This is a genomic window from Aquimarina sp. KJ22-3 (assembly GCF_055808215.1).
The window spans coordinates 327480-349156 of sequence record NZ_CM147859.1; the positions used below are offsets into that span (position 1 = coordinate 327480).

The window sequence follows — 21677 nt, forward strand, 5'->3', positions numbered from 1 at the left end:
AATATCAGGAGAAATGGGGGAGAGTTTTTTGTTTGATAATGAGAATTGCTTTGCTAAGCGATTGACTATTCACGATTTAACAAATGATCCAGTAGTTGATTTATATCATGAAGATTTTAAATTTAGAAAGGGACATGTGTATTATTTTTATTGCTTAGATGATAATTATGCTTTTAGCCATTTTGCTTACATAAATGATAATGGAAACATTACTTTTTTTGAATCAATAAACTGTAAAGATAGAGGGGATAGTTTTCAAGATGTTTTAAATTTTCTTACTCAAAAATTAGATGACAACCCTAAGAAGAAAGATATAATAAAAAGAGTTAAGAATTATAGAACTTATTATATATCGGGTTCTATTGATGAAATTAAAGTTCCATTAAAGTGTGATTGTGATTCATGTTAATAAAAACCAAAAACCGGATAGCTCCCGCTAGAGCTAGTCTTTGACTAGTGTCAGATCACAGTAAGAAAGAAAACCACAAGCCAGTTTCATTTTTTGAAAGTGGCTTTTTATATTTTTAGATGTTTTGGCTTGTTTTGTGTGGGATGTTAGTTGCAAACTAGCGCCGATAGAAGAATAAATAATTAGAAAAAATGAAGAAAATTATTACAGCCCTATTTTTTGTGATTTTTATTTATAATTGTGGTGTAAGCCAAAATTATTCTATTGATTATAATAACTTTGAACCTAGTGATAAGCAGGAATCAGTCATAAATGAAATAAAAAAAGACAACGAAATATTGCTTTTTTTGATGGGGGTTATGTAAATGATAAAATCCAACTTTTTGCAGATGGCACTCAAGTTTTTGCAGACATAATATCCACGGATAACACTTTAGGTGTTGCAAAAGATTATAAATTACTTAATTCTATTAAAAAAATTAGGATTAAGATCAATGATAATATAGATATAAGTTTAGATGTAAAAAAAGAGTATTCTTTTATTAATATAGATAAGAAAAAAGAAAAAATTCAAGTGGAATATAGAAAGTTTTATAAATCATATCAATAAAAACATTTCCTCTGCTAGCGCTAGTCCCTGACTAGTACCAGGTAAGAGTAAGATACAAAACCACAACAACAAAAAACCCATCTTCTATTTATGAAAAACAAAATAGTTCTAGTAGCTTTAATAACTAGTGTCATTTTAAGTTTGTCTTGCCAGAAGAATAAGATAATCTATGACGTTGATGAGGTTTCAATTCATGGACTATATGTTTATAATGAAAAACAATTTTTCTTGGTCTTTTCTACTCCGTTGGAATCCCTTTACTATTGCGATTCTGTAAATATGAATAGTAATTCTAATGATGAATTGAGACTAAGTTTTTACAGGTCAGGGATTAACGAAAAAGAAAAGAAAGGAAATTATATTACAGAATATGTAAAAGATAACCCTATACTTTCAGAAAAATTTGGACTAGACCCAAAGTATCATTTTATTGTTCTTGATAAAGAAATAAAGGAATTCCTTATTGAAGATTCGAAGTCGAAGAGAACTATTTCTCTTGCTACTTTTCGCCTCTAGAAGTTTATCGTGTTTTATAAACACAAAAAACAAACAGCCACTATCTAGTGGCTGTTTTTTATGACGATATGCGATCTTGGGGATCAATATGTTGAGGCTGGACTTATGTTTCACAAAACCAAACCGTTTTTTCGTTTCTATGGTATAAAAGTAGGTGATCCATTGTTCGTAAACGGTTGATTTCGGATCAAACCCGATTTGCTGTAGACGAATGGTAGGTTTGCTGTCGATAAAACAAAAATAGCGTGGAGTATGCATCCACGCTATTTATTTCACCAACTCTATTTAAAAACAAAACTCGCCACCTTATCGATGAATCGAATGCGAACAAGCAGCGGGCAGTTCTTTTATAAACTTAATAATCGAAGGAAGGTGTACTCTAAATACATTTTTTAAAATCATCATTGCTTTTTTATATATAACGCTTCATTGCTTGTTGCACCTACCCCCAAACATCAAAAAAAGTAATAAACGATTATATGACAAATAGTTAACGATTTGGTAAAGTCGATAAGTCCTGTAATGATGTAATTTTACCCGCCCCAAAATAACGGTTATGAAAAAGAAAATGCTGCGGCCTTTGCCCTATAGGTCACGTTTGGATACCATGATAGAAATGAGCTATAGGGATAGCAATGCCTTGATCACAAAAGACCTTGATGACAATGTCTTCTTTTTGTGTAATGGCATATATCTGGTAAATGGCCAGTTGCAATCCCAAACCTTAACGACTTTAAAAAACACCTTTACCAAAGTGATCAATCAATCCAAATGGTGCGAGTTTGATGGTAAAATCTATGATTTTACCTCATCGAATACGCTTTTATCATCTAAAAGGTGAAATAGAAGGTAAAAAAAACAGGAATCTTGTATCTTGTGAGAGAACACGATATAAATTCACATCCTTTTGAACAAAAAAGAATTTCTTTGGCTACTAGGGTCAATTATTACAATAGGCATTCTTAATTTTATCTTATTGGGATGGGATAGCTTACAGAATGCAGCACATACCGATATTAATATCCACGATACTTATTTTGTACTTCCTAAGTCATTCTTCTTTATTCTCTATTTTGTATTATTTCTTTTTCTGGTATACCTGGTTAGGGTGATAGCAAAATGGTTCAGGAATATGTTCGGGAATGTGGTTTTCATGATCACAACGATATCTTTTATCGTGATGCTTACTTTTGTTATAGGAATAGGACAAGAAATCATTAGATATGATAATACACATGATGGATTAGTAACTCACGATCCTGTCAAGGATTTTATGGCGAAAGTTTTTAATGTCTCGCGGATACTGCAAGCCCTGTTATGTGTATTCTTAGCATTTACAGGAATCCAAACTGGGAAGATACTATCTTTAAAAAAGATGGCTAACGCAACTCCCGATCAAAAACAGCCATAATGCTATCGCATTGTGTAATCCCTTTTTCGGTGGCATCCATTTGTATTTTATAACTGCTGGCAAGACTTTGTACAATTCTTTTTAGGAGCTTTTCATCTTCAAAAGGAAACTCATTACTTCTCATTTTATCAAAATCAGCATGGTAGATATAATACTTGCCCAGGTATTCTTTATGGATGATTTCTTGCCGTTCGTACGCTTTTAGGATAGTATGCAAATCGGCAGAATAGTAATTTTGGATGGCCGATTTGAGCTCCAGATCCTCAAAAAGGGTAAGGTCTCCAGAATTGATCAAGGTATTGTAGGTAACATCCTGGGGTACAAACTCCACCAAATTAGAGATCTGAAACACTTTCCTTAAGATGTTCATTTTTTGTGGTGAATCGGTATTGAGATGTGGTATGATCTCATTAGTACTTTTTTGAAAATCCGTGAGGGTTTGCAGGTTGGTTTCCAGTGTTTTTTTATCAGTTTGAATATCGTTTTTTAGGTTAGTGAGATAGGCAGTCCTTAGATCACGATCTTTTAAGCGTTCAGAATATTTGTTAAGACTAAAAGCAATAGTAATCCCTATGATCACGATCAGGGTTTCACCCAACGCGTATCTCCAATTGATTTTTTTCATATTCCCAAAGATGATTTACTGCTTTAAAATACTAATTTATCATGACATGCATATAACAAAAAACACGATCAAAGCAGCGCTCTTTGATCGTTTCTATTTAGTTTGAAAATCAAATAGTTATATATGAATATTTAAAAATTCGATAACTTTTCGATAACAATTTTCAAAAAAGTACTTATTTAACCTTAAATCTTAATCCCCCACACCCCCTAATAATCTTAACAGGAAAAACTATAATTAGGTCACAAAAACGCACAATTTTTATTCAAAAATTTCGCCTTTTTGAGTTGTTTTTGTTTTGACAAAAATATTAATAGTTTATAACCAGTATAGAGACACGCACAATTTGGTTATTCATCGATTAAGCGAATTACAGAAAGCAAGAAATTTCCTTATTTATTTATAATTTTATTTTTATACTAACTTTTCAATAATTTTTGTATTTCTGTATTTTTAATAGAAGAATAGATGTAAGTAATTGAAATACAAGAATATACATAAAATACAGAAAAAAATACAAAAAATACAGAAATACAGAATTTTGTATTACGTTATATTTGTTATTATTACTTACCCCTAGAATATTCAAATCCTTAAATATTTTAAAATGAAAAAAGCACTGCTATTATTGTTTTTTATTGGCTTATCCATATCTAGTTGCGAAACTTCTGATACTAATGAGGGAATTGGTCTCGAAATTCAGGATCCTTATTCTACAGGACAAGGTGAAGTTGGAGATCCTTCTGACGATGATGATGAAGAGGGAGAAGCTTAGTTAGATTAAATATTAATTACTGAACGAATATGACTTAATACTCTTTTAACCAGATGCTTGATTTAATAAAGACGTTTTTTGAAACTTCAAAAGAAAGGATAAGAAATCCATTAATTGGGACATTTATCATTTCTTGGATAGCAATTAACTGGAGACCTATAGCTGTGTTTTTGTTTTCTGAACACACAATAGAAAATAGGATTGAACATATTATATCTTCCTACTCTTCATATTGGTCCTTAGTCTTGTATCCTTCTTTTTTAGCACTCTCTTATGTAATTATTCTTCCCTACTTCATGCTGTTAATTGATGAATTGACAAAATATTCTACTCTAACACGTAAAAGAAATGCACTGAATAATGTCCTTTCTGAATATGATGGTAAATTGCAGATTGCAAAGTTAGAAAGTGAATTAGAGAATATCAAAGCAGGAAGAAGAGATGTGTCGGATTTGAATGATGAGATAGAGCGTTTAAGAAATCAGTTAGACGAAAGAGAAAACTCTATAGCTGATTTAAGTAAGGAATTAGAGAATCAGGAAAACAATCACGCAGAATTTAGATCTCACGTTTTTGATATTGCCAATAAAGATCATTCGGAAAAAGAACTTAAAGAATTTGCTTTTGAAAAGGAATACGAATGGTTCAAAAAGGATTCATTGTTCAGAGACTTTTTAGATAATGGTACCAAGATCGTTCGATCGAATTCTTTTCCTCCAGATGTAGATGATGGTACAATTCAGGCATATATTGATTATGATCTTGTCAATCGAATTGCAAAGGGCAATAATATAGCATATGTTTTTTCAAGTAAAGGAAGACAATTTTGGGATAGAGCGATCGAAGATAATGCTGATCTGGATTGATTTATACTATCGTAAAAAAGATCAAATTCTGTATACTTGATACAAATTCATCCTACCTTAAAATTTATCATCTAAGAAATGATAAATTACGGATTTCATGTTTTTTTATCTTACGAAGTTCCAAGGTAGCAAATTACGGAAAACCGTAATGATATCAAGGCTTAACAAGGGTTAGGGGTAACACATTTTTAAAAAGTTTTGTGGTTTTTCCGTATTCGGTTAATGGGGAATAATCCCTAAATTTGAATTCTAAAAACGGTACAAGTACCATGAATTATTATTTATGTACTATGGTTAATTGCCGATGCACTAAAGAATAGGAATTTCCTGATTTTTTTGATACTCGATGCTTTATCTTTGAGTGAATCTTAAAAATTGAGCAAAATGAGAAAATTATTTTTTAGTCTATTGATCATAGTTGGAGCCTTATTCATGGTAAGTTGCGAAACACCAGAAAGCAATGAAGAGATTTCACAAATTGAACTTTATTCAACAGAACAGGGAGATAATATCAACACAAGCGGTTCAGGAAACGAAGAATCGGACAACGGAGAAGAATAGCACAAATTTCATATACTACTTTTTGGCGGTAGTCTGTGCTATCGCCTTTTTTACTTATGAGTTTATTCCTCAGAACTCCCAAGAATTTAAAGATGCGTTAGCAGCTCATAAATCTGCAAAAGCTGAACGCACAAAAGCATTGAATGCATTAAAAAAGAGCCAGGAAGGAACTTTTTTATATAATGAATACTATAAACAAAAGGTAAAAACTGACCGTGCGTTTGAAGCCTATAGAATAGCTGAACAAAAAGAACACTTCTTGGCATTCGATAATCTTAAACAGTTTCTAGGGGAGTTTGGTTGGGCTTTAGGACTTTTCATCTATTCATTGTTTAATGTTTTTGTTACTTTTTTACGAAAAGAGAAAAAGTGGCCCGGTGAAATCGCGCTCCATGGAACTTTAATTTTCATATCATTTTATTTTATAGCTTATTGCTTCAAGATGAAAGACTTTGAAGCTTATCAATACATAGTTTCTGCATTTTTAATGTCATGCTTTATTGTCACCGCTACGTATTATTTAGTACGCTATAAGAATCAATATATATCTAGTCTCAAAAGAAACAATGAAAGACTGTTAAGGAATATTAGAAGAGCGACTAGGTTCATTGTTAGAGATACAAGAAAAGACTGGGTACCGAAAGAAAAAAATATTGAATATACAAAACAGATAGCGGAATTTAATAATTCGTTAGAACCCCTAGAATAAAATTAGATATGAAATTTAAGAATTTGGTAGATGAACTTCATAAACGTTCAGAGTTTTATGATGATGACATCCTACAGGAATTGGAGGGGCATTTAATAAAGGATCTTGAAGAGAATATTAAGCAAGATGATAAAAGGCGCTCCGAAATGATAGAGAAAATTAGGGATAACAAAATTGATCTATCAATATTGAAAAACACTATCCTGACTAAGTATAATTCAAAAATAAAGCTAAACGATATTAATTAATCTTCTTTCTTTAAGAGGCTTATTACCCCACTTTTAATTATTTCATCAAAGTCAACATTAAGAATATGTCCAAGTTGTTCATAGACTTTGGTTCGGAACCCTTCTACTTTCATAGCTTGGTCCCAATTTTCTACACAATCCAAAGCAGCCTTCCGGATTTTACTATCCATATGATCTAAGTCAGGTTGATTGTCAAAATCGTTAAGAATTTTAATAACACTTTGTGATACGTTTCTGTTGCCCTGTTCCCAACTTTGTACCGCTCTTTTAGAAACACCTACTATTTCTGCAAGATTCTGTTGAGTTAATCCGTGTTTTTCTCTAAATTCTTTAATTTCTAAAGCGTTCATAATCAATATTTTGGGTAGGTAAAATATGTTAAAATAACACAAAGTGTTACAATTATTTGGAAATGTAACACATTGTGATATATATTTGTGGTGTAATTCAACAACAATACGCCAAATATATGAAAACTATTGCTAAAATACTCACATTGTGCGCACGAAAAGCGAACGATTTACCTTCCATTCACTTGTCTTATTATCAGAGAAATAACCTCTTAAAACTATAGTGGTATGAAACACAGAATAAGAGCATTGTACGCAAAAATTGAAGATAAACAGAAGTTTATTAATCGGTTAGCCGAAATATTTGATCTTAACCCTCGATCTATTCAAAATCATTGGTTCGGGAAGGTATTTAGTATTCCTAAAAGATATACTGATCAGGTTGTATTACTTCTAGAAGAAACCATACAAAACCAAATTGTTGAATTAACAGAATTGGTTAATCCCTCTCAAAAAATATAGATCATGCCAAGTAAAACGATAAAGATGGATGGTAGGGAATATTATGTGGTTGATAAAGCTGTCATGAAAGACTTAGTGCATGAGGCATACATCAAGGAAAAAACAACTACTAATCAATCGGTTTGTACGGCAAAAAAGGCTAAAGAAATTCTAGGATGTAGAACCACCAAATTCTATCAAATTCAGAAAGACCCTAAATGCAAGTTGAGGAAGTCAACAGTAAAAGGAAAGTATATCCTGGCAAGTGTGCATGAAGAACTTAAACGAATAAGTAACTCTTAAATCAGCTGATATGATTACGATATTAAACTATATAACTCCAGATCTTTTACTACTGTTTTTACTCATAGTTATCGGGCTATCAATTAGTGTTTTTTTACATCTAAAAACCTATACCGTTAACCGATCTGGTAAAGTAGAATTGGCTAAAGAACCAACGGTATTGAAGATACTAGTCTTATTCGCTTTTATTGTTTGGTTGGGATATATCTGTTACCACATAGCCAATTTAGAAATTGAACATTTTCATTAGTTAAATAATGAATTACAAAAACATATTCCCTCATAAAGTAAGGGGGACCAATCGTCAGATTGCAATTGTAGCCTACAGGATACCTAGAAAATTGCTCTAGGTATCTGTGTGGGAATCATAAGAGCATTATTAATCATTTAAAAGTCCAGAAATCATGCGAACCGATAAATATTTTACTCAATCCAATGTCGATATCACTCATAGAATTGAGGAAGGAAGAACTTTATTCTTTACTACCTCTCAAAAAGAAGAGGCAAAGTTCTATGCTAAACAACAAAAAAGCTATGTATATGAAGTATTCACCTATCAGAAGAACAACAAAGTTTTAGCTGGATACGGCGTGCCTAAATAGTAACTAATCGAATTAAGACTTTCATCATGAATCAACTATCAAAACAACAATACGAGTTACGGTTAAGTAGCTATAAAGCTCAACTTGAAAAATTATTAGATCTGAATGTGGAGCAAGTGGGACACTTTAGTATTATGAAATACACTTTAAACCGAAAATATATAGAAGGTAAAATCGAATACTACCAATCGAAAATAGATACTATTAATGCTAGTACAATAAAGGTTCACCATTCAGAAACGGTTTAATGAGCGAATACAAATACGATAAAAAAACTATTCTCGAAAAAACCAACAATGGTTTAGACGTATTTAAACACATTTATCCAGATTGTGAAAAAAATGGTCGTTTGGTACCCTTCAAGACACATGAAGAAGCTACACCAAGTACCATGATCAAAGAGTTCAAAAATGGTTATATGATGACCAATTTTGGAGATGATGGTAAAGCAATCAGTTGTTTTGATGCTGTAATGCAAAAGGAGGGATTAAAGGACTTTGGGGAGGCCTGTAAGTGGATTGCTTCAGAACTCAATATTCCAGGATTAGAGACCACTTTTAACAAAGGCGAAATCGAATTCAAAGCCCCTTTGAAAGATGATAAAAAGGGAGATTGCCATTTTGAATACAACGAAACGATTACCGAAGAACATTTAAAAGTTCTTGGACCCTGGGTAACTGAAGAGGTTTGTAAAAAGTACCATATTAAGAGCTGTAAAAAATTCATTAGGGTAGTAGAGCCCAAATCGTCCAAAGAACATAAGCTGTTACGTGTTATTACTACTGCAACGGATAAGTACCCCATATTCGTTATAGACATGGGAAAATGGCAAAAGATTTATCAACCACTTAACCCAGATAAACAGTATCGTTTTAGTTACGCTGGTAACAAACCACAAGACTTTCTTTTTGGAGTAGAAAATTTAATCAAAGAATACAATAGTTATAACCCAGATTATGATGACGACGACGACGATGATGACAGATTGCCTAGGGTGTTTATTGGGGCAGGGGATCGGGACTCTTTAAATATAGCATCACTTAATGAACCTGTTGTTTGGCAAAATAGTGAGACGGCGATACTCTCCCATGAGGACTATCGCAATAAACTACTCAAATACGCTAAAGAAGTAATTTACATTGGCGACCTTGATGATACAGGGGTTAAGCAAACGGTTAAAATGGCCCTTTCGCATATCGATATCAAAATAGCTTGGTTGCCGGATTGGATAAAAGAAAGAACCTATCGTGGTAAGCCCAGAAAAGATTTTACGGACTGGATTAAGTTGGTAAATGATCCACAAAAACCTGATAAACTTAAGACCTCTTTCAATAAAATCCTTAACAACGCCGAACCTGCTCGATTTTGGGATATTAAGCGAAATAAACAGGGAGACTTTAAGGGTTATACGCTAAGTAACGAGCGATTGTATAAATTCTTGACTTATAATGGATATTACATCTACAAAGAATTGCCAGATCAGCCGGATTTTGATTATGTACGAATTGAGAATGGAATTGTAAAGAAAGTATTTTACAGAGATCTTAATAATTTTCCAGCTAACTATCTTAAATCAAAATATAAGCCTACCACATTAGTCGATTTCATACACCGAAGCGCCCAATTAAAGGAAAGTTCCCTAGCCAAGATCCCAGAAAAACCGATCGATTTTAAGGATAGTGATTTTGATTACCAATTACTATTCTTTCAAAACAAGATTTGGGAAATTACCAAAGATGAGATTAAGGAGCATGGATATGGTAAAATGGATGATGTCTACGTATGGGATCATAAGATTATTCAGCATCGGGTTCGTATAAATAGAGATAAAGCCTTTGAAATCAAACCGATAGGAAAACGAGAGGATAATTCAACAATTTATGACATCAAAATACTTAGAAAGGACAATCACTTTTTAAACTATCTAATTAACACCAGTCGAGTACATTGGCGTGTTTGTGGTGATGAACCCTTTAAAAAAAGAATCAAGGCTATAAGGGAAACCGACCCGATTAAGCGTAAAGAAAAGCTTCAAAATATACTTGCCGAAAAAGAAGCCTATCGGACCCAAAATTGTTTTGAGTTAGAGGAAGAAGGATTATCTCCAGAACAAATACAAGAACAGAAAGATCACTTAATTAATAAGATATTTTCATTTGGATATCTACTACACCGAAAAAAAGTAAGAAATAAACCTTGGGTAGTTTATGCAATGGATAATCGGATCAGTGATATATCAGATAGCAACGGAGGTTCTGGTAAATCTTTAATGTATGATCAAGCCGTTAGAAATGTTCTTCTGAGCAATAAATACATCAATGGTAGGGATCGAGAAGCTGTTAAGGATAAACACATGTTCTCTGGAGTTACTAAATCGACCGATTATGTACTTTTTGATGATTTAGATTCTTATTTCCCATTTACACGTTTTTTTACAGAAACTACAGGAGGATTCAATGTAAATGCCAAGTATAAAGATGCTTATACAATCCCATTCGAGGACTCTCCAAAAATAGCTATGACATCAAATTTTGGGATGTTTAAGCCTGATAGCAGTACCAAAAGAAGAGTGTTGTACAATGTATTCAGTGATTACTACCACTATAAAAGTGATCTGGATGAAACCGAACATAAGATCACAGATGATATAGGCAAAATGTTGTTTAGTCAGTTTGATGAAAATGAATGGAACGATTTCTATAATCTATCTGCTGAATCTATACAGTTTTTCTTGTCTACCGATGAAAAAATTATTCCCCCATTAGCAAATGTTGAGAAACGAAATAGTCTTCAGACTATGGGAGATGCTTTTAAAGAATGGGCGGATTCGTATTTCGAACACAGATTGGATCAACAGGTTGTGAAAACACAAGCGCAGACCGATTTTGAAGTGAAGAGTAAAGTAAAACCTTGGTCTTCCCAAAAGTTCAAAAAATCATTAAAAGAGTGGTGCAAGTTTTATGGGTATGAGCTAAATCCAGAAGAAGTTCTGAATACTAATGGTTTTAACAAACATACTCGACAAGGCGCAAGTACAGAATTCATTTATATAAAAACTAACGAAGAAAATGAAGTTGAAATTAAACATGAAGAATCGTTACCAGACGATTTGGACCCAACTGATGAACTAGAATTTTAATAGACAATGATATGAACGCTAGAGAGTATTCTGAAGATATGAGTCTTTGTTTAAAATACGGAATCACTATTTACCAGGTGTTTTATGCCAGAGGTCGATATAAAATCGCAGTCGCAAGAAATGGACATAAAACCAAAATTGGCGATGATATTTATGAGGACAAAGCATATGTGGACAAGGCTACAAAAAAGCTAATACCCGCCGTTCACAAGAAAATACAAAACATGTATCGGTCTATGGCTGATAAAATCAGATACAAAAAAACAACTTTAATCCATAAGCCTAGTAATAATGAGAGAGAATAATAAAAAACCGTTGCCTTGGTGTCCTACTAAGGAACAAGTACATACAATCTATGTACAAGTGAGCACCAAAACTCTAAGAGATGAAATATTTGCAGCTATGCAGGAACATCGAAAAAAGAGTTTTGATCAAATCAAGAATATAAAAAAACTACTTCACCCAGAATGGGTAAAGATTGTGAAGTTTTTAGGTATCCCAAACGGTTATTATGCTCCAGATGGATTTTTTGACATGCCAGAATAAGTGCAAGCATAAAAATGTAACTACAGTAGTGATTCATGCAATTGTAAATATTGAATTGACACAGGAATATTGCCATGATTGCAAAAGGTTTATTGGAGAACAAAAAGTTGATTGTTAAATGAATGCAAACGATAATTATATGGATAAAACGTACAAGATTCCACCAAAAACAATTGAGGACAAGATAAGCTCCTTAAGCGCTATAACCGTGTCGGTTTTGTTGTATATATCAGGTTATGCGGTAAAGCTATCAGTTCTCTTCAATGATCTATTACACGAAATAATACCTCATGAATATCTAAGAATGATAGCCTCAGGTAGTACTGGGATTGCATTGGCAATGGGCCTATTAATCGTATCAGTTAACGAGAAGCATAAAATAGTCTCCTACATCATAGGGATAAGTGATTTTATGGCATTGCTGCTGATATTCAAAATATTTAAGGCGGATAGTGTTGAGCAGTATAGTAAATGTTTTTTTATCAGTGGTTTTATGGCCTTTGTTGGATTCCATTTGATACAAACCTTTGTTCGAAAATATCAGGAAAGCAAAGCATTTCGGGATAACAAGCAACTTGCTAACCAACTAGAGAAAGAATTGAGCAAGTTAAAGCAGGAAGCAAGCAATACTAAAGCAGAACATAACAAATTAGAGCAAGGTGTTAGCGATTTGGAGCAAAAAAAGAGCCAAATGGAGCGAAAGATAAATGAAACTACTTGCCCTAAATGCGGTAGGTATTTCAATACAAAAAACGCTTTGAACGCCCACAAATGCAAACCTGAAGATATAGAGGCTTTCAACGCCAAATAGAAATGAAAACTAAACTCTTAAAACCTATAAAACCATGAAACAATTTATACAAAAGGATCTGTTATGGTCTAAAGTGACTGTAGCATCCATTGGTATTTTAACCATAAGTTTAATTTCAATTGCGTTGAATTCTCAAATGATTCTATGTGCATTGGGATTATTACCTAACATAATAAGATCAATAAAATGAGTGGAATTAATTACGAAATACAGAATCGAAGGTTGCAATCGTACAAGCATACATTCGATTACAACTTATGTAAACGCAAGTATAAAGAATATGCTAACATGGAGTTGGACAAGTTTATAAAATGCTTAAAGGATAGTGGAAAGATAGGTGAGATAGGGCATTTGTGCTCATTCATTCTATGGGTTAAGAATAAAGAGAGGCATGAGTATAGAGATACGCTTGGGGACTATGGAATGATCCATTTACTGTTCCATTGCTTAGAGAATACGCAACACGCTGAGATGCACGGGGAGTACATACACATGTTGTTTAAGGAAGATATAAAACTTGTATAATATGAGTCAAGTAGAAATATTACTAAGACAAATTTCAAGGGAACTGCAAAAGGATTGTCATAATACTTGTATGGAGATCTCTAAAAAAACTCGATCAGCTGATGTCCATGCGATGTACATGGCATGGATGTTTAGAAAACTTGCTGAATATGAGATTAGATTAAGAAAAATAGAACAACAATAAAAACTATAAATATGGAACTAAAAGAAGAGATAAAATATTCAGTAAGAAAGTCAACTGTAGAGGTGTATAAAATTAGGTGTAATAGTTTTTACTGGGCCGACATTAATGTAGACGCAAAAGAACATACAGGCAGAATTTCGATAGCTTCGGACTTTGGGAACTGGCAAAATTATTGGGGTGCTTGTGGAGTTCCTTTTAAAAAATTTCTACAAAAATTGAATATAGATTATTTCGCATCTAAAGTTGGAGCTAATAAATGGTTTGATCTGGATAAAACTATCTCTTCTTTAAAAGAGGATATTGATAATTATACCCAAGATGAAACCTTAAAGGCAGATATGTTAGAAGAGCTTTCTGATTTAGAAAATAGTTGCGGAAAGGATGAATTTATTTACATAATGCATAATTGCAAACTTATATTGAATATGACAAATCATATGCCCGACATGATTACCACAGTAGAACCAGGTTTTAAAAGATTCTGGGAAGAAATATGGCCAGTATTCTTAAACGAATTGAATTTAGAACAACAATAACAACTAAAACCATGGCAAAAGTAGACGAAATACGCTTAAACATAGATGGTAAAGAATATAAATACAATATCAATGTAGGGAAAGAAGGAATCTTTAGGTTGAAATTGGATTGGAAGGTCGCAGATCTGTTAGGTATAAAGAGCACTACAATTGAATCTTTAAAACTTCACGATTTAAAAAATAGTATTCTAAATCCTTATAATGAATTTTTGGAAAGTAAAAGGACAGAAGAACTTTTTATTGAAATAATCTATTGCGCTTCTGGAAAATTCAACAGGGATATTAAAGACAATTGTTTGTTTGATAGTCAAAGTGATTATCAATCAAGCAGATGGGCTTCACGATGTGATACAGTGGGGTTAGATTTTAATATATTGATAAAGGAGAGTAATAGTACAGGTGTTGTTATCTGGTACGAAACTAGAAAAGGATATTCAAATAGTAGTATTTTTTCAGATCCTGAAAACCCAGAAAATCCTGATGATTACTACAAACATGGAACTAAACATGGAATTAAAGGAAAGTTGATAAAATATTCTCCAGAAGCAGTAGAAACCTTAAAAGGAGCTATAGAGGTAATGAGAAAGATGTCAGAAATGTTATTCAACTTTATAGAACAAGATGAAGAAAAAATTGAAGCTCAATTAAAAGCAAATAATTTGTTAACCAGTTAACCCCTAACACCATTAAAATCAAAACGATGTTAATAAAGTAGATGTCATTCAAAGAACGCAATAAAAAAGCCCTCATTACAAGGGCTTTCTACATTTTGACAATTTTGATTAGTCAAATAAATAGCTTCTATCTCCGAATGTCATTCGATATGCGGTAAGTCGCCCTTTACGAGCCAAAGAGAGTTCTATTTTGTTATTATCGTTATCCCAAACTATGAATTTGGGGCCTTCGTCAAAGGTACATTCTTTCATAGATGATTTAATTTCTTTAGCACGTATCCCTTCTTCAGAAACACTTTGAGAAACAGAAATAACCTGATCCGTATTATACATTGCTTTGGGCTCTCCATATTTATCCACTATTAAATTATAGATTTCAAGACTCAATTCTCCATGAATTGTGATAGTGATAGTTTTAATAGTATTTTCTTTATTTGTACCAACAGAAAACCTATCAATTTGGATACCGAAAAACTCATAATCACCTACAACGGAATACAGATTCGATTTTGGTGTAGAGTCACGTACTTCTAATTTTGCATTTGGTAATATGCTAATATTCTGTCCAATGGCATCGAATGGAATTGAGTTAGTCATATTTAAAGTTATAAAAAAGAGTAATTTAATCATTTAATTTATGTGTTACAATCTCCTGTTGACCATATACTTTTTACAAACGGAGCTGGATTTATCATGTCATATTCGTTAATGGTCGAAACGGTTCCTCCTATTCTTCGCATTTCATCACGCATCTCTTCCCAATACCTGGCTTTTATTTGTGACCAATTAGCGCTTGGATTAACGTCAAACCAATCTGAAACTCTTTCTTCCGCTCTACTCATAGCTGCGGCGGTTTCGGTTGCGGATCGACCATTTTCCCAGTAATTAGGAGCTGTAAAATAAAGAGTTGGAAAGTTGACAACTACCTCTCTTTCAAGAACTCCACCTTGAACGCTTTCGTAAGCATAAAAAGTAGTTTCCATACCAGTAACTGAAGCACCTCTAACTGGTCCCCTCATAGCATACTCCCAAGATGAGCAATGAGGGAAAATCCATGGCCATCCATCGGCATCCGCATCTGCAATGCCATCTGGTACAACTAGTTGGTGATTTACATTATTTACGGGGTCAGATGAAGCACAACCTCCAACTTCTCTTCGCGTGATACTGTTTAATTCTGAATACAAAAACTCGATTCCAACTACCGCGCCAGTGCTATTGTTGTATTCGACCTCGTACCAAAATGTATAGTTATATGTTGAAACTACTTGAGTTCCACATCCTGTACCACCGCCACCGCATTTATTAGTAATCTTATCTCCATGTTGTAAGTCACCAAATCTTAAATCTGGACTTGGACAAGTTGCTCTATTAAAAGTTACAAGATGAATGTTTTGATAATCTACATCTTTTATTAAAGATATAACCTTTCCTTCATCATAATTTTCAGAACTTAATTTCTGCCCGGTATTCAAATATAAATAAACCATTCCAGAAAAATTACCAGGTTCTAGATATGAGATTTGTTTTTCGGTATTCTCATTGGATGCCCATAGGTCGACTAGAAAATATTCATTTTCTTTTCCTTTAACGATTTTTTCGATTAACCGATATTCTGATTTGGAAGAATAACCTTCCATATCAAAAGTACTAGGGTATTTTGCAGTTACCTCGTATTCATAATATAATTCCGAATCAGATTTTAGATAATTTGTATACTCCCAATCGATGGTAAGATCGTTTTTGTCCAAGCCGGAATCGGAATGATCAAAGTTTTGGAAATTAAATTTTTCTGGGCTGGTTTGTAAAGATTGATTCTCATTAATTAAAAATTCAGTTTCACAGCTTGTAATCAATATTACAGCTAACAATGTTAGGATGATTTTGAGTGAAGAAAAAAGTGTTTTCATTTTTATTTATTGATTTGATTGTTGCCTACTCTTTATGTTTTTCGGCTTCCCCATATTAAGGTCGAGAGGGTTTGTGCTAGTATATGTAGGTATTAATCAAAACGTTACCTGTAATTTTGAAGTTTTTTCTATTAAATGAAATTCAACCTTTAAACTTATATATATAAGGCGATATCGGTTGATGGTAATGAATTGAAATTTGTACGGTTTATCTACCAGAAGTATGGATATAAATTTTTATCGTAAATTGTAGTTGGGAAATAAAACATAAGAAATGGAATTCATTGATATATTGGATACTGAGGGAGAGGTCCAAACAATTGCATTAGATCAAATTGCAGGCATAATTGACGATGGTGATTTAAGAATTATTCATAGTAAAGTGCCAGATTTTAAGATAATAACTAACCTCCCGAGAACGGCAATAAAGTCTAGGATAAAGTATTCTAGATCTAAAATGTATAAGCGAAACTTACTAGGTGGAATAATAGAAGACTAATACTATGTGCTACGATGTTCACGCCAGTTTAAAATCCCAACTTCGAAGGGCCAAGCACTATGGCAATAAAAAAGCAATAAAGGAGATTGAAGAAAAGATAGTACCTCAAACTCAATTACCTTTTTTTCATGCCAATGTTCAAGACAGAAGGCCAAAGAACTTTTTGATATATACTGACAAAAACCCTGGTGTTCCAACGGTAGCCGCATGGGGATTAATACCATTTTTTATTAAAACCAGAGCAGATGCTGAATCTATTAGATGGATGACTCCAAATGCCAAGGGAGAAACCATTTTTACCAAACCATCATTTAGAGGCCCAGCTAAGAGTAAAAGATGTTTAGTTTATATTGATGGGTTTTACGAACATCATCACGCCAATAAAAAGACTTATCCTTTACACATTCATTTAAAAGACAAACCAATAATTCTGGCAGGGTTATGGGACGAATGGACTGATAAGGAAACAGGGGAAGTACTAAATACCTTTTCAATTGTGACTACCAAACCTAATGGGTTAATGGAAATAATACATAATAATCCAAAAAGAAATGAACCCAGAATGCCCGTAATTTTACCGGAAGAAATTGCTGATAAATGGTTAGAACATTATGATGATAAGGAATTGAATAGGAGAGCTGCGGAAGATTTAATACGTCCTTATCCTGATGGTGAATTGCAATATCATACGGTTAATCGACTTAGAGGTAAAGCATATATCGGTAATCAAGAAGAAATCACTAATGAATTCCATTACGATGATTTAGATTATTCTGTATTTGAATCATGGAGGTAGGGGATAAGGTTAAGTTGAAGGATAGTCAAACTCCAATGACTGTTGTAAAATTAGATGATGATTATGTAGTCTGCGAATGGATCAATCATTTGAATGATGAAATGAAAGGAAGTTTTCCTGTTCATCTTTTGGAAATCATTTCTTCTTGAATGGATTTTCTGATGTTCTTTCAAACCATTGCCATTTACCTTCATTTACATTGACATAATAATAAGCTCCATCACATTCAAAATTTTGGTGTACGCTAATTAGTCCCATAAAAATCTTTGTAGCTGCTTCTAAACTTCGTTTACCTGAATATCTGCCTTTTGCAGTCTCAAAAAAGTACTTCTTATTCCGTAAATAAGCAAAAGCCTTCCCGGAATTGGATACTCTGATATAGGATAACCCTGCATAAGCTCTGTTTATTTTTTGTAGCTTAAACTCTTCATTTACAAAACTAGCATCGTACGACTTCATATAATTAGGAAATATTCCGCAAAACTAGGAAATATTCCAAATTATCACATCGTTTGTTAATAACTTTAACGATTAATCGTTTCTAACTTACCCTACTGTTACCTACCGTGACCTATCATGCGTTAACGTACTTTAAGCTAACCTAATGTTACCTACTGTTATCTACTGTTATTTATCCTAACCTACTGTACCCTAGCGTTCCAACCGCTTTAAAATCCGATATACTTTAGCTACGAGTTCATAAACATGATGAGTTTGAGTAGTAATAAAGTTTTCATGCAAAATCCGCTTTACCGTCCATTAATGGATGGTAAACGGTTTGATGTGCTACTACCAAAAACAAATTGTACTTCAACAACATTAGCCAGCGGTGATACACATGTTACGGTTAATCACATGGCAGATTGGGTCAAAAAACACTATAAGCAAACCGAGCGGTTAGCGCCAAAGCTAAAACGAAGAACAATTAAGCAAACGGTAGACAGTATTTACGAATTCCTTTACAACCATTTCCAGTATAAGGCGGATGGAGAGTTACAGCAATTACGATCACCAGGATGTAGTTGGTATCAACGTAAAGAAGGAATTGACTGTAAATCATATAGCATTTTTACCAGTTGTCTTTTGATGAATTTGGGAATTGATCATTACATACGAGAAGTTCGACAACCAGGTACCGCACCACAACTTTTTACTCATGTCTACATCACGGTACCCAAAAAAGGAAAAAGTAACGCTCCAGGCAATTACTATGTGATCGATGCTACCAAGCACGAAAATACAGAAGTACCATTCCTAGAGGCAAAAGATACATTTATGAGTGCATTACCACATGTTGGATTAAACGGACCAGGCAAAACAAAACGTCGATACAAAAGAGGTTTACGTTTACCAGAAACCGCAAATCGAGGTTTTGAGAACTTTTTGAAGTTTCTATCTATTGAGGGTGTTTCGCCAACCATAGTTAATGCGATTCGTAACGAAGTACAGTTTTACCTTGATTCAAGAATCCATCCAGATTTCGCAATTACCGATCAAGGTGTAATTGTTCAAAGAAAACTGTTTCCATTCAAGTTAAACAGAGGATTAAGAGAGCCATTAACCACTGGTGCTATTGCAAGCGCGAGTAAATTAGTATTAGAAAGCAATTTCTTCAAAAAAACATTAGGAGCAGTTTTTGCTAATGGTTTCGATTTTTCATGTATTGGATCTTCATATACACCAGCAAGAGCCAAAAACGATGTACAGGTAGATATGCCCTACATCGTAAGACAAAGTGGTTTAGAGTCAGTCGTAAACAATACAACACTTAACAAATTTCTAAACCTTGCACAAGGGTATCGAGATGAAGCTAACAATGGGACAGCTTCCCGATTCGCTAAATGTACAAGGGACGGTCACCGTTTGAGAGAACAGGCCGTAACCGAATTGATTAACCGTGTCATGAATGAAGTTAAAGCGAATTTCATTCTAACTCCGTCAGGTCAGAAAAACGGTGTGATCAACTTACCAGCTGGAAATGCTTTCCCCGGTTATCGAAGAGGACTTTCTTATCGATGGGGTGGTGGAAACGGTAGAAACTACAGCTATCAATCTTACACGGTTCAACGCAAACCAAATTCAACAGGTGGAGGAATCACCACTGGAGGATCTAATACTGGTGGAGGGATTACCACAGGAAACCCAATCCCAGGAGATGGATTCAATACTGGAGGTGGTGTAATTACAACCCCTCTTAATCCAACTGTACCCGTAAATCAACCACAAGTTCAACAAGCTGGTTTAGGTGTCGGTGGAATCGTAATTGGTGCGGCTGCATTAGGTACGATCTTCTATCCACAGATTAAAAAAGCAATGAGCAAGAAATCAACTAAAACTAGCAAGTAATGTTTCAGGATACAGCATTTGATTTAGAAGAAGTGATCACAAATAGGCCGATTCATCATGAATTACCGCCGCAACCTGTTCCTGTTGTAATAGGTCATAATCCGGTACAATTACCGCCACAACAAAAACCAGTAAATCCGGTAACTATTACAAAACCTACAAGTCAGGTTTCACCGCAGAATATTGTAGATGGATGGGTAGCTAGCATTTTAACTCCATTGGTTGCTAATGTAATGGGGCTTATAAATCAAGCTTCAAACCCGAATTTACTGACACATGCAAACAACATAGGTTTAGTAAATAAGCTACTCAAAGAGCTTACTACACTTAAAGTATACTTCGATATTCAAGCAAAGAAAGAAACATCAACGATAAATAAAAACATCCAAATCTATAAGGTAAAAGCCATTGATGGATTGATCAAAAATGTATCAATAGCTTATGAGAAAATGGTGAAATCGTTAGGCGGTTCAGTTCGCACGAATGCAACCACTTTCTTAGCCTCAGATACGAAAAATGTATCTGGTATTTCCTTGAATTGGTCAGGTAGTACGGTTAAAGCTACTTACACCACTTTTTCACCAGTAGTAACCACAGGAAAGCCACCAGTTACAACGGTTAATCCAGCGGTTCCAGTAAATGATATGAACTCTGGAACTACGCCAGAAAAACCAAACAACAGTACAAATATCCTATGGTGGATACTAGGCGGATATGGAGCATATCGAATATATAAAATGATCGGATAATCTGTGCTTTTTGGTATTTGCCGCATGGGCACATTGTCATATAGTTAAACGTAAAAATTAAGAACATGTTAGACAAAGTAAATTCTAAAACCCTTAGCAATAGCGTAACGCACGTAGGTGCAGGGTTAATTGGGGCGGCAGGCTCAGGAGCTATCAACGCTTTTGTTCCGGCCAAACATCAAAGAATGTCAAAAATTGCCATGCTGGTTGGGGCGACAATCGTTGCCGCTGCAAGTCAGACTGGTAATTCAAAATTGAAGCCAACAACCAGTGCCTTGTTTGGGGTAGCAGCTCGTCAAGGAGCAGAGTTAATTCAGGATGCCTTAAAAAGCAGGTTTGTAATTACTGATGCTAGTACACCATCGGATAAAGCTATCGCTGGAGCACTGGGATTAAATTGCCCAGGAAATTGCCAGGGATCTTGGGAAGGACAATTACCTGCTTTAAATAGTCCGGATATGTACGATACCGTATATGAAGAAATTCCTTCATCAACGGGAGGTTTGAAAAACTTCGCATAATACAATCAATCATTT

31 protein-coding genes are annotated in these 21677 nt (G+C 34.0%); 26 read left to right on the forward strand and 5 right to left on the reverse strand.

Annotated elements, in window-relative coordinates:
* Positions 1-13: 13 nt before the first annotated feature.
* The 5 genes from AC0L3Q_RS01380 to AC0L3Q_RS01400 all read left to right on the forward strand — a co-directional run bounded on the left by AC0L3Q_RS01380 (position 14) and on the right by AC0L3Q_RS01400 (position 2946).
* Positions 14-409: a hypothetical protein gene (locus tag AC0L3Q_RS01380; RefSeq protein WP_473284440.1), complete on the forward strand. Its 396-nt coding sequence runs from the start codon at positions 14-16 to the stop codon at positions 407-409.
* A 191-nt stretch (positions 410-600) separates the two neighbouring features.
* Positions 601-774 carry a hypothetical protein gene (locus AC0L3Q_RS01385; RefSeq protein WP_473284441.1) on the forward strand — a complete coding sequence of 58 codons (174 nt, stop codon included), beginning with the start codon at positions 601-603 and terminating at the stop codon, positions 772-774.
* 524 nt (positions 775-1298) lie between these two features.
* Entirely contained in the window at positions 1299-1535 is a 237-nt protein-coding gene (locus tag AC0L3Q_RS01390; RefSeq protein WP_473284443.1) for a hypothetical protein, read from the forward strand.
* A gap of 556 nt (positions 1536-2091) precedes the next feature.
* Positions 2092-2376, forward strand: a complete 285-nt coding sequence (locus tag AC0L3Q_RS01395; protein ID WP_473284445.1) for a hypothetical protein — start codon at positions 2092-2094, stop codon at positions 2374-2376.
* 66 nt (positions 2377-2442) lie between these two features.
* Positions 2443-2946 (forward strand): hypothetical protein, encoded by a 504-nt coding sequence (locus tag AC0L3Q_RS01400; protein ID WP_473284447.1) that lies wholly within the window; start codon positions 2443-2445, stop codon positions 2944-2946.
* Here AC0L3Q_RS01400 and AC0L3Q_RS01405 read toward each other — a convergent pair.
* A complete protein-coding gene (locus AC0L3Q_RS01405) occupies positions 2915-3571 on the reverse strand; it encodes a DUF6090 family protein (protein ID WP_473284449.1) in 657 nt (218 codons plus the stop codon). The two genes, AC0L3Q_RS01400 and AC0L3Q_RS01405, sit on opposite strands and share 32 nt — an antisense overlap.
* A 607-nt stretch (positions 3572-4178) precedes the next feature.
* Here AC0L3Q_RS01405 and AC0L3Q_RS01410 point away from each other — a divergent pair.
* From AC0L3Q_RS01410 to AC0L3Q_RS01430, 5 genes are all read left to right on the forward strand, one after another.
* On the forward strand, positions 4179-4346 hold the full coding sequence (locus tag AC0L3Q_RS01410) for a hypothetical protein (protein ID WP_473284451.1): 168 nt from the start codon (positions 4179-4181) through the stop codon (positions 4344-4346).
* A gap of 53 nt (positions 4347-4399) precedes the next feature.
* Positions 4400-5212: a hypothetical protein gene (locus tag AC0L3Q_RS01415; protein ID WP_473284453.1), complete on the forward strand. Its 813-nt coding sequence runs from the start codon at positions 4400-4402 to the stop codon at positions 5210-5212.
* A 384-nt stretch (positions 5213-5596) separates the two neighbouring features.
* Complete coding sequence (locus tag AC0L3Q_RS01420; RefSeq protein ID WP_170864632.1) at positions 5597-5773, forward strand: hypothetical protein; 177 nt, start codon at positions 5597-5599, stop codon at positions 5771-5773.
* 22 nt (positions 5774-5795) lie between these two features.
* A complete protein-coding gene (locus tag AC0L3Q_RS01425) occupies positions 5796-6482 on the forward strand; it encodes a hypothetical protein (RefSeq protein WP_473284455.1) in 687 nt (228 codons plus the stop codon).
* An 8-nt stretch (positions 6483-6490) separates the two neighbouring features.
* Positions 6491-6730: a hypothetical protein gene (locus AC0L3Q_RS01430; protein WP_473284457.1), complete on the forward strand. Its 240-nt coding sequence runs from the start codon at positions 6491-6493 to the stop codon at positions 6728-6730.
* Here AC0L3Q_RS01430 and AC0L3Q_RS01435 read toward each other — a convergent pair.
* Entirely contained in the window at positions 6727-7080 is a 354-nt protein-coding gene (locus tag AC0L3Q_RS01435; RefSeq protein WP_473284458.1) for a helix-turn-helix domain-containing protein, read from the reverse strand. The genes AC0L3Q_RS01430 and AC0L3Q_RS01435 overlap by 4 nt on opposite strands.
* A gap of 228 nt (positions 7081-7308) precedes the next feature.
* Here AC0L3Q_RS01435 and AC0L3Q_RS01440 point away from each other — a divergent pair, with 228 nt between their 5' ends.
* The 11 genes from AC0L3Q_RS01440 (at position 7309) to AC0L3Q_RS01490 (ending at position 14841) form a co-directional block, all read left to right on the forward strand.
* Entirely contained in the window at positions 7309-7542 is a 234-nt protein-coding gene (locus AC0L3Q_RS01440) for a hypothetical protein (RefSeq protein WP_473284460.1), read from the forward strand.
* 3 nt (positions 7543-7545) lie between these two features.
* The gene (locus AC0L3Q_RS01445) at positions 7546-7824 is read left to right on the forward strand and encodes a hypothetical protein (RefSeq protein ID WP_073319637.1); all 279 of its coding nucleotides are present in this window, start codon (positions 7546-7548) and stop codon (positions 7822-7824) included.
* A gap of 10 nt (positions 7825-7834) precedes the next feature.
* The gene (locus tag AC0L3Q_RS01450; protein ID WP_473284462.1) at positions 7835-8074 is read left to right on the forward strand and encodes a hypothetical protein; all 240 of its coding nucleotides are present in this window, start codon (positions 7835-7837) and stop codon (positions 8072-8074) included.
* A gap of 154 nt (positions 8075-8228) precedes the next feature.
* The gene (locus AC0L3Q_RS01455; RefSeq protein ID WP_473284464.1) at positions 8229-8426 is read left to right on the forward strand and encodes a hypothetical protein; all 198 of its coding nucleotides are present in this window, start codon (positions 8229-8231) and stop codon (positions 8424-8426) included.
* Between the two features lie 247 nt (positions 8427-8673).
* Complete coding sequence (locus AC0L3Q_RS01460; protein WP_473284466.1) at positions 8674-11565, forward strand: primase-helicase family protein; 2892 nt, start codon at positions 8674-8676, stop codon at positions 11563-11565.
* Positions 11566-11576: 11 nt separating this feature from the next.
* Complete coding sequence (locus AC0L3Q_RS01465; protein ID WP_473284468.1) at positions 11577-11870, forward strand: hypothetical protein; 294 nt, start codon at positions 11577-11579, stop codon at positions 11868-11870.
* Positions 11857-12111, forward strand: a complete 255-nt coding sequence (locus AC0L3Q_RS01470) for a hypothetical protein (protein ID WP_073319652.1) — start codon at positions 11857-11859, stop codon at positions 12109-12111. The genes AC0L3Q_RS01465 and AC0L3Q_RS01470 overlap by 14 nt, the downstream gene beginning before the upstream one ends.
* A gap of 139 nt (positions 12112-12250) precedes the next feature.
* The gene (locus tag AC0L3Q_RS01475) at positions 12251-12922 is read left to right on the forward strand and encodes a hypothetical protein (RefSeq protein ID WP_473284470.1); all 672 of its coding nucleotides are present in this window, start codon (positions 12251-12253) and stop codon (positions 12920-12922) included.
* Between the two features lie 526 nt (positions 12923-13448).
* A complete protein-coding gene (locus AC0L3Q_RS01480; protein ID WP_473284472.1) occupies positions 13449-13631 on the forward strand; it encodes a hypothetical protein in 183 nt (60 codons plus the stop codon).
* A gap of 11 nt (positions 13632-13642) precedes the next feature.
* Positions 13643-14167 carry a phiTE_072 family protein gene (locus tag AC0L3Q_RS01485; RefSeq protein WP_473284474.1) on the forward strand — a complete coding sequence of 175 codons (525 nt, stop codon included), beginning with the start codon at positions 13643-13645 and terminating at the stop codon, positions 14165-14167.
* Between the two features lie 11 nt (positions 14168-14178).
* A complete protein-coding gene (locus tag AC0L3Q_RS01490) occupies positions 14179-14841 on the forward strand; it encodes a hypothetical protein (protein WP_473284476.1) in 663 nt (220 codons plus the stop codon).
* Positions 14842-14949: 108 nt separating this feature from the next.
* Here AC0L3Q_RS01490 and AC0L3Q_RS01495 read toward each other — a convergent pair whose 3' ends face one another.
* Complete coding sequence (locus AC0L3Q_RS01495) at positions 14950-15438, reverse strand: hypothetical protein (protein WP_473284478.1); 489 nt, start codon at positions 15436-15438, stop codon at positions 14950-14952.
* Positions 15439-15476: 38 nt separating this feature from the next.
* Positions 15477-16751: a hypothetical protein gene (locus tag AC0L3Q_RS01500; RefSeq protein ID WP_473284480.1), complete on the reverse strand. Its 1275-nt coding sequence runs from the start codon at positions 16749-16751 to the stop codon at positions 15477-15479.
* A gap of 503 nt (positions 16752-17254) precedes the next feature.
* On the opposite strand from AC0L3Q_RS01500, the gene AC0L3Q_RS01505 reads away from it, so the two are divergent.
* Both AC0L3Q_RS01505 and AC0L3Q_RS01510 read left to right on the forward strand, forming a co-directional pair.
* Positions 17255-18046 carry an SOS response-associated peptidase gene (locus tag AC0L3Q_RS01505; RefSeq protein ID WP_473284482.1) on the forward strand — a complete coding sequence of 264 codons (792 nt, stop codon included), beginning with the start codon at positions 17255-17257 and terminating at the stop codon, positions 18044-18046.
* Positions 18037-18195, forward strand: a complete 159-nt coding sequence (locus AC0L3Q_RS01510) for a YodC family protein (RefSeq protein WP_473284484.1) — start codon at positions 18037-18039, stop codon at positions 18193-18195. The genes AC0L3Q_RS01505 and AC0L3Q_RS01510 overlap by 10 nt, the downstream gene beginning before the upstream one ends.
* On the opposite strand, the gene AC0L3Q_RS01515 is transcribed toward AC0L3Q_RS01510, so the two are convergent.
* A complete protein-coding gene (locus tag AC0L3Q_RS01515; RefSeq protein WP_473284486.1) occupies positions 18182-18505 on the reverse strand; it encodes a hypothetical protein in 324 nt (107 codons plus the stop codon). The two genes, AC0L3Q_RS01510 and AC0L3Q_RS01515, sit on opposite strands and share 14 nt — an antisense overlap.
* Positions 18506-18781: 276 nt before the next feature.
* On the opposite strand from AC0L3Q_RS01515, the gene AC0L3Q_RS01520 reads away from it, so the two are divergent.
* The 3 genes from AC0L3Q_RS01520 to AC0L3Q_RS01530 all read left to right on the forward strand — a co-directional run bounded on the left by AC0L3Q_RS01520 (position 18782) and on the right by AC0L3Q_RS01530 (position 21662).
* Positions 18782-20392 (forward strand): hypothetical protein, encoded by a 1611-nt coding sequence (locus tag AC0L3Q_RS01520; RefSeq protein ID WP_473284488.1) that lies wholly within the window; start codon positions 18782-18784, stop codon positions 20390-20392.
* Positions 20392-21141 (forward strand): hypothetical protein, encoded by a 750-nt coding sequence (locus AC0L3Q_RS01525; protein WP_473284490.1) that lies wholly within the window; start codon positions 20392-20394, stop codon positions 21139-21141. Before AC0L3Q_RS01520 ends, AC0L3Q_RS01525 begins: the two co-directional genes overlap by 1 nt.
* Positions 21142-21206: 65 nt before the next feature.
* Positions 21207-21662 carry a hypothetical protein gene (locus tag AC0L3Q_RS01530; RefSeq protein WP_473284492.1) on the forward strand — a complete coding sequence of 152 codons (456 nt, stop codon included), beginning with the start codon at positions 21207-21209 and terminating at the stop codon, positions 21660-21662.
* The last annotated feature ends 15 nt before the right edge of the window (positions 21663-21677 follow it).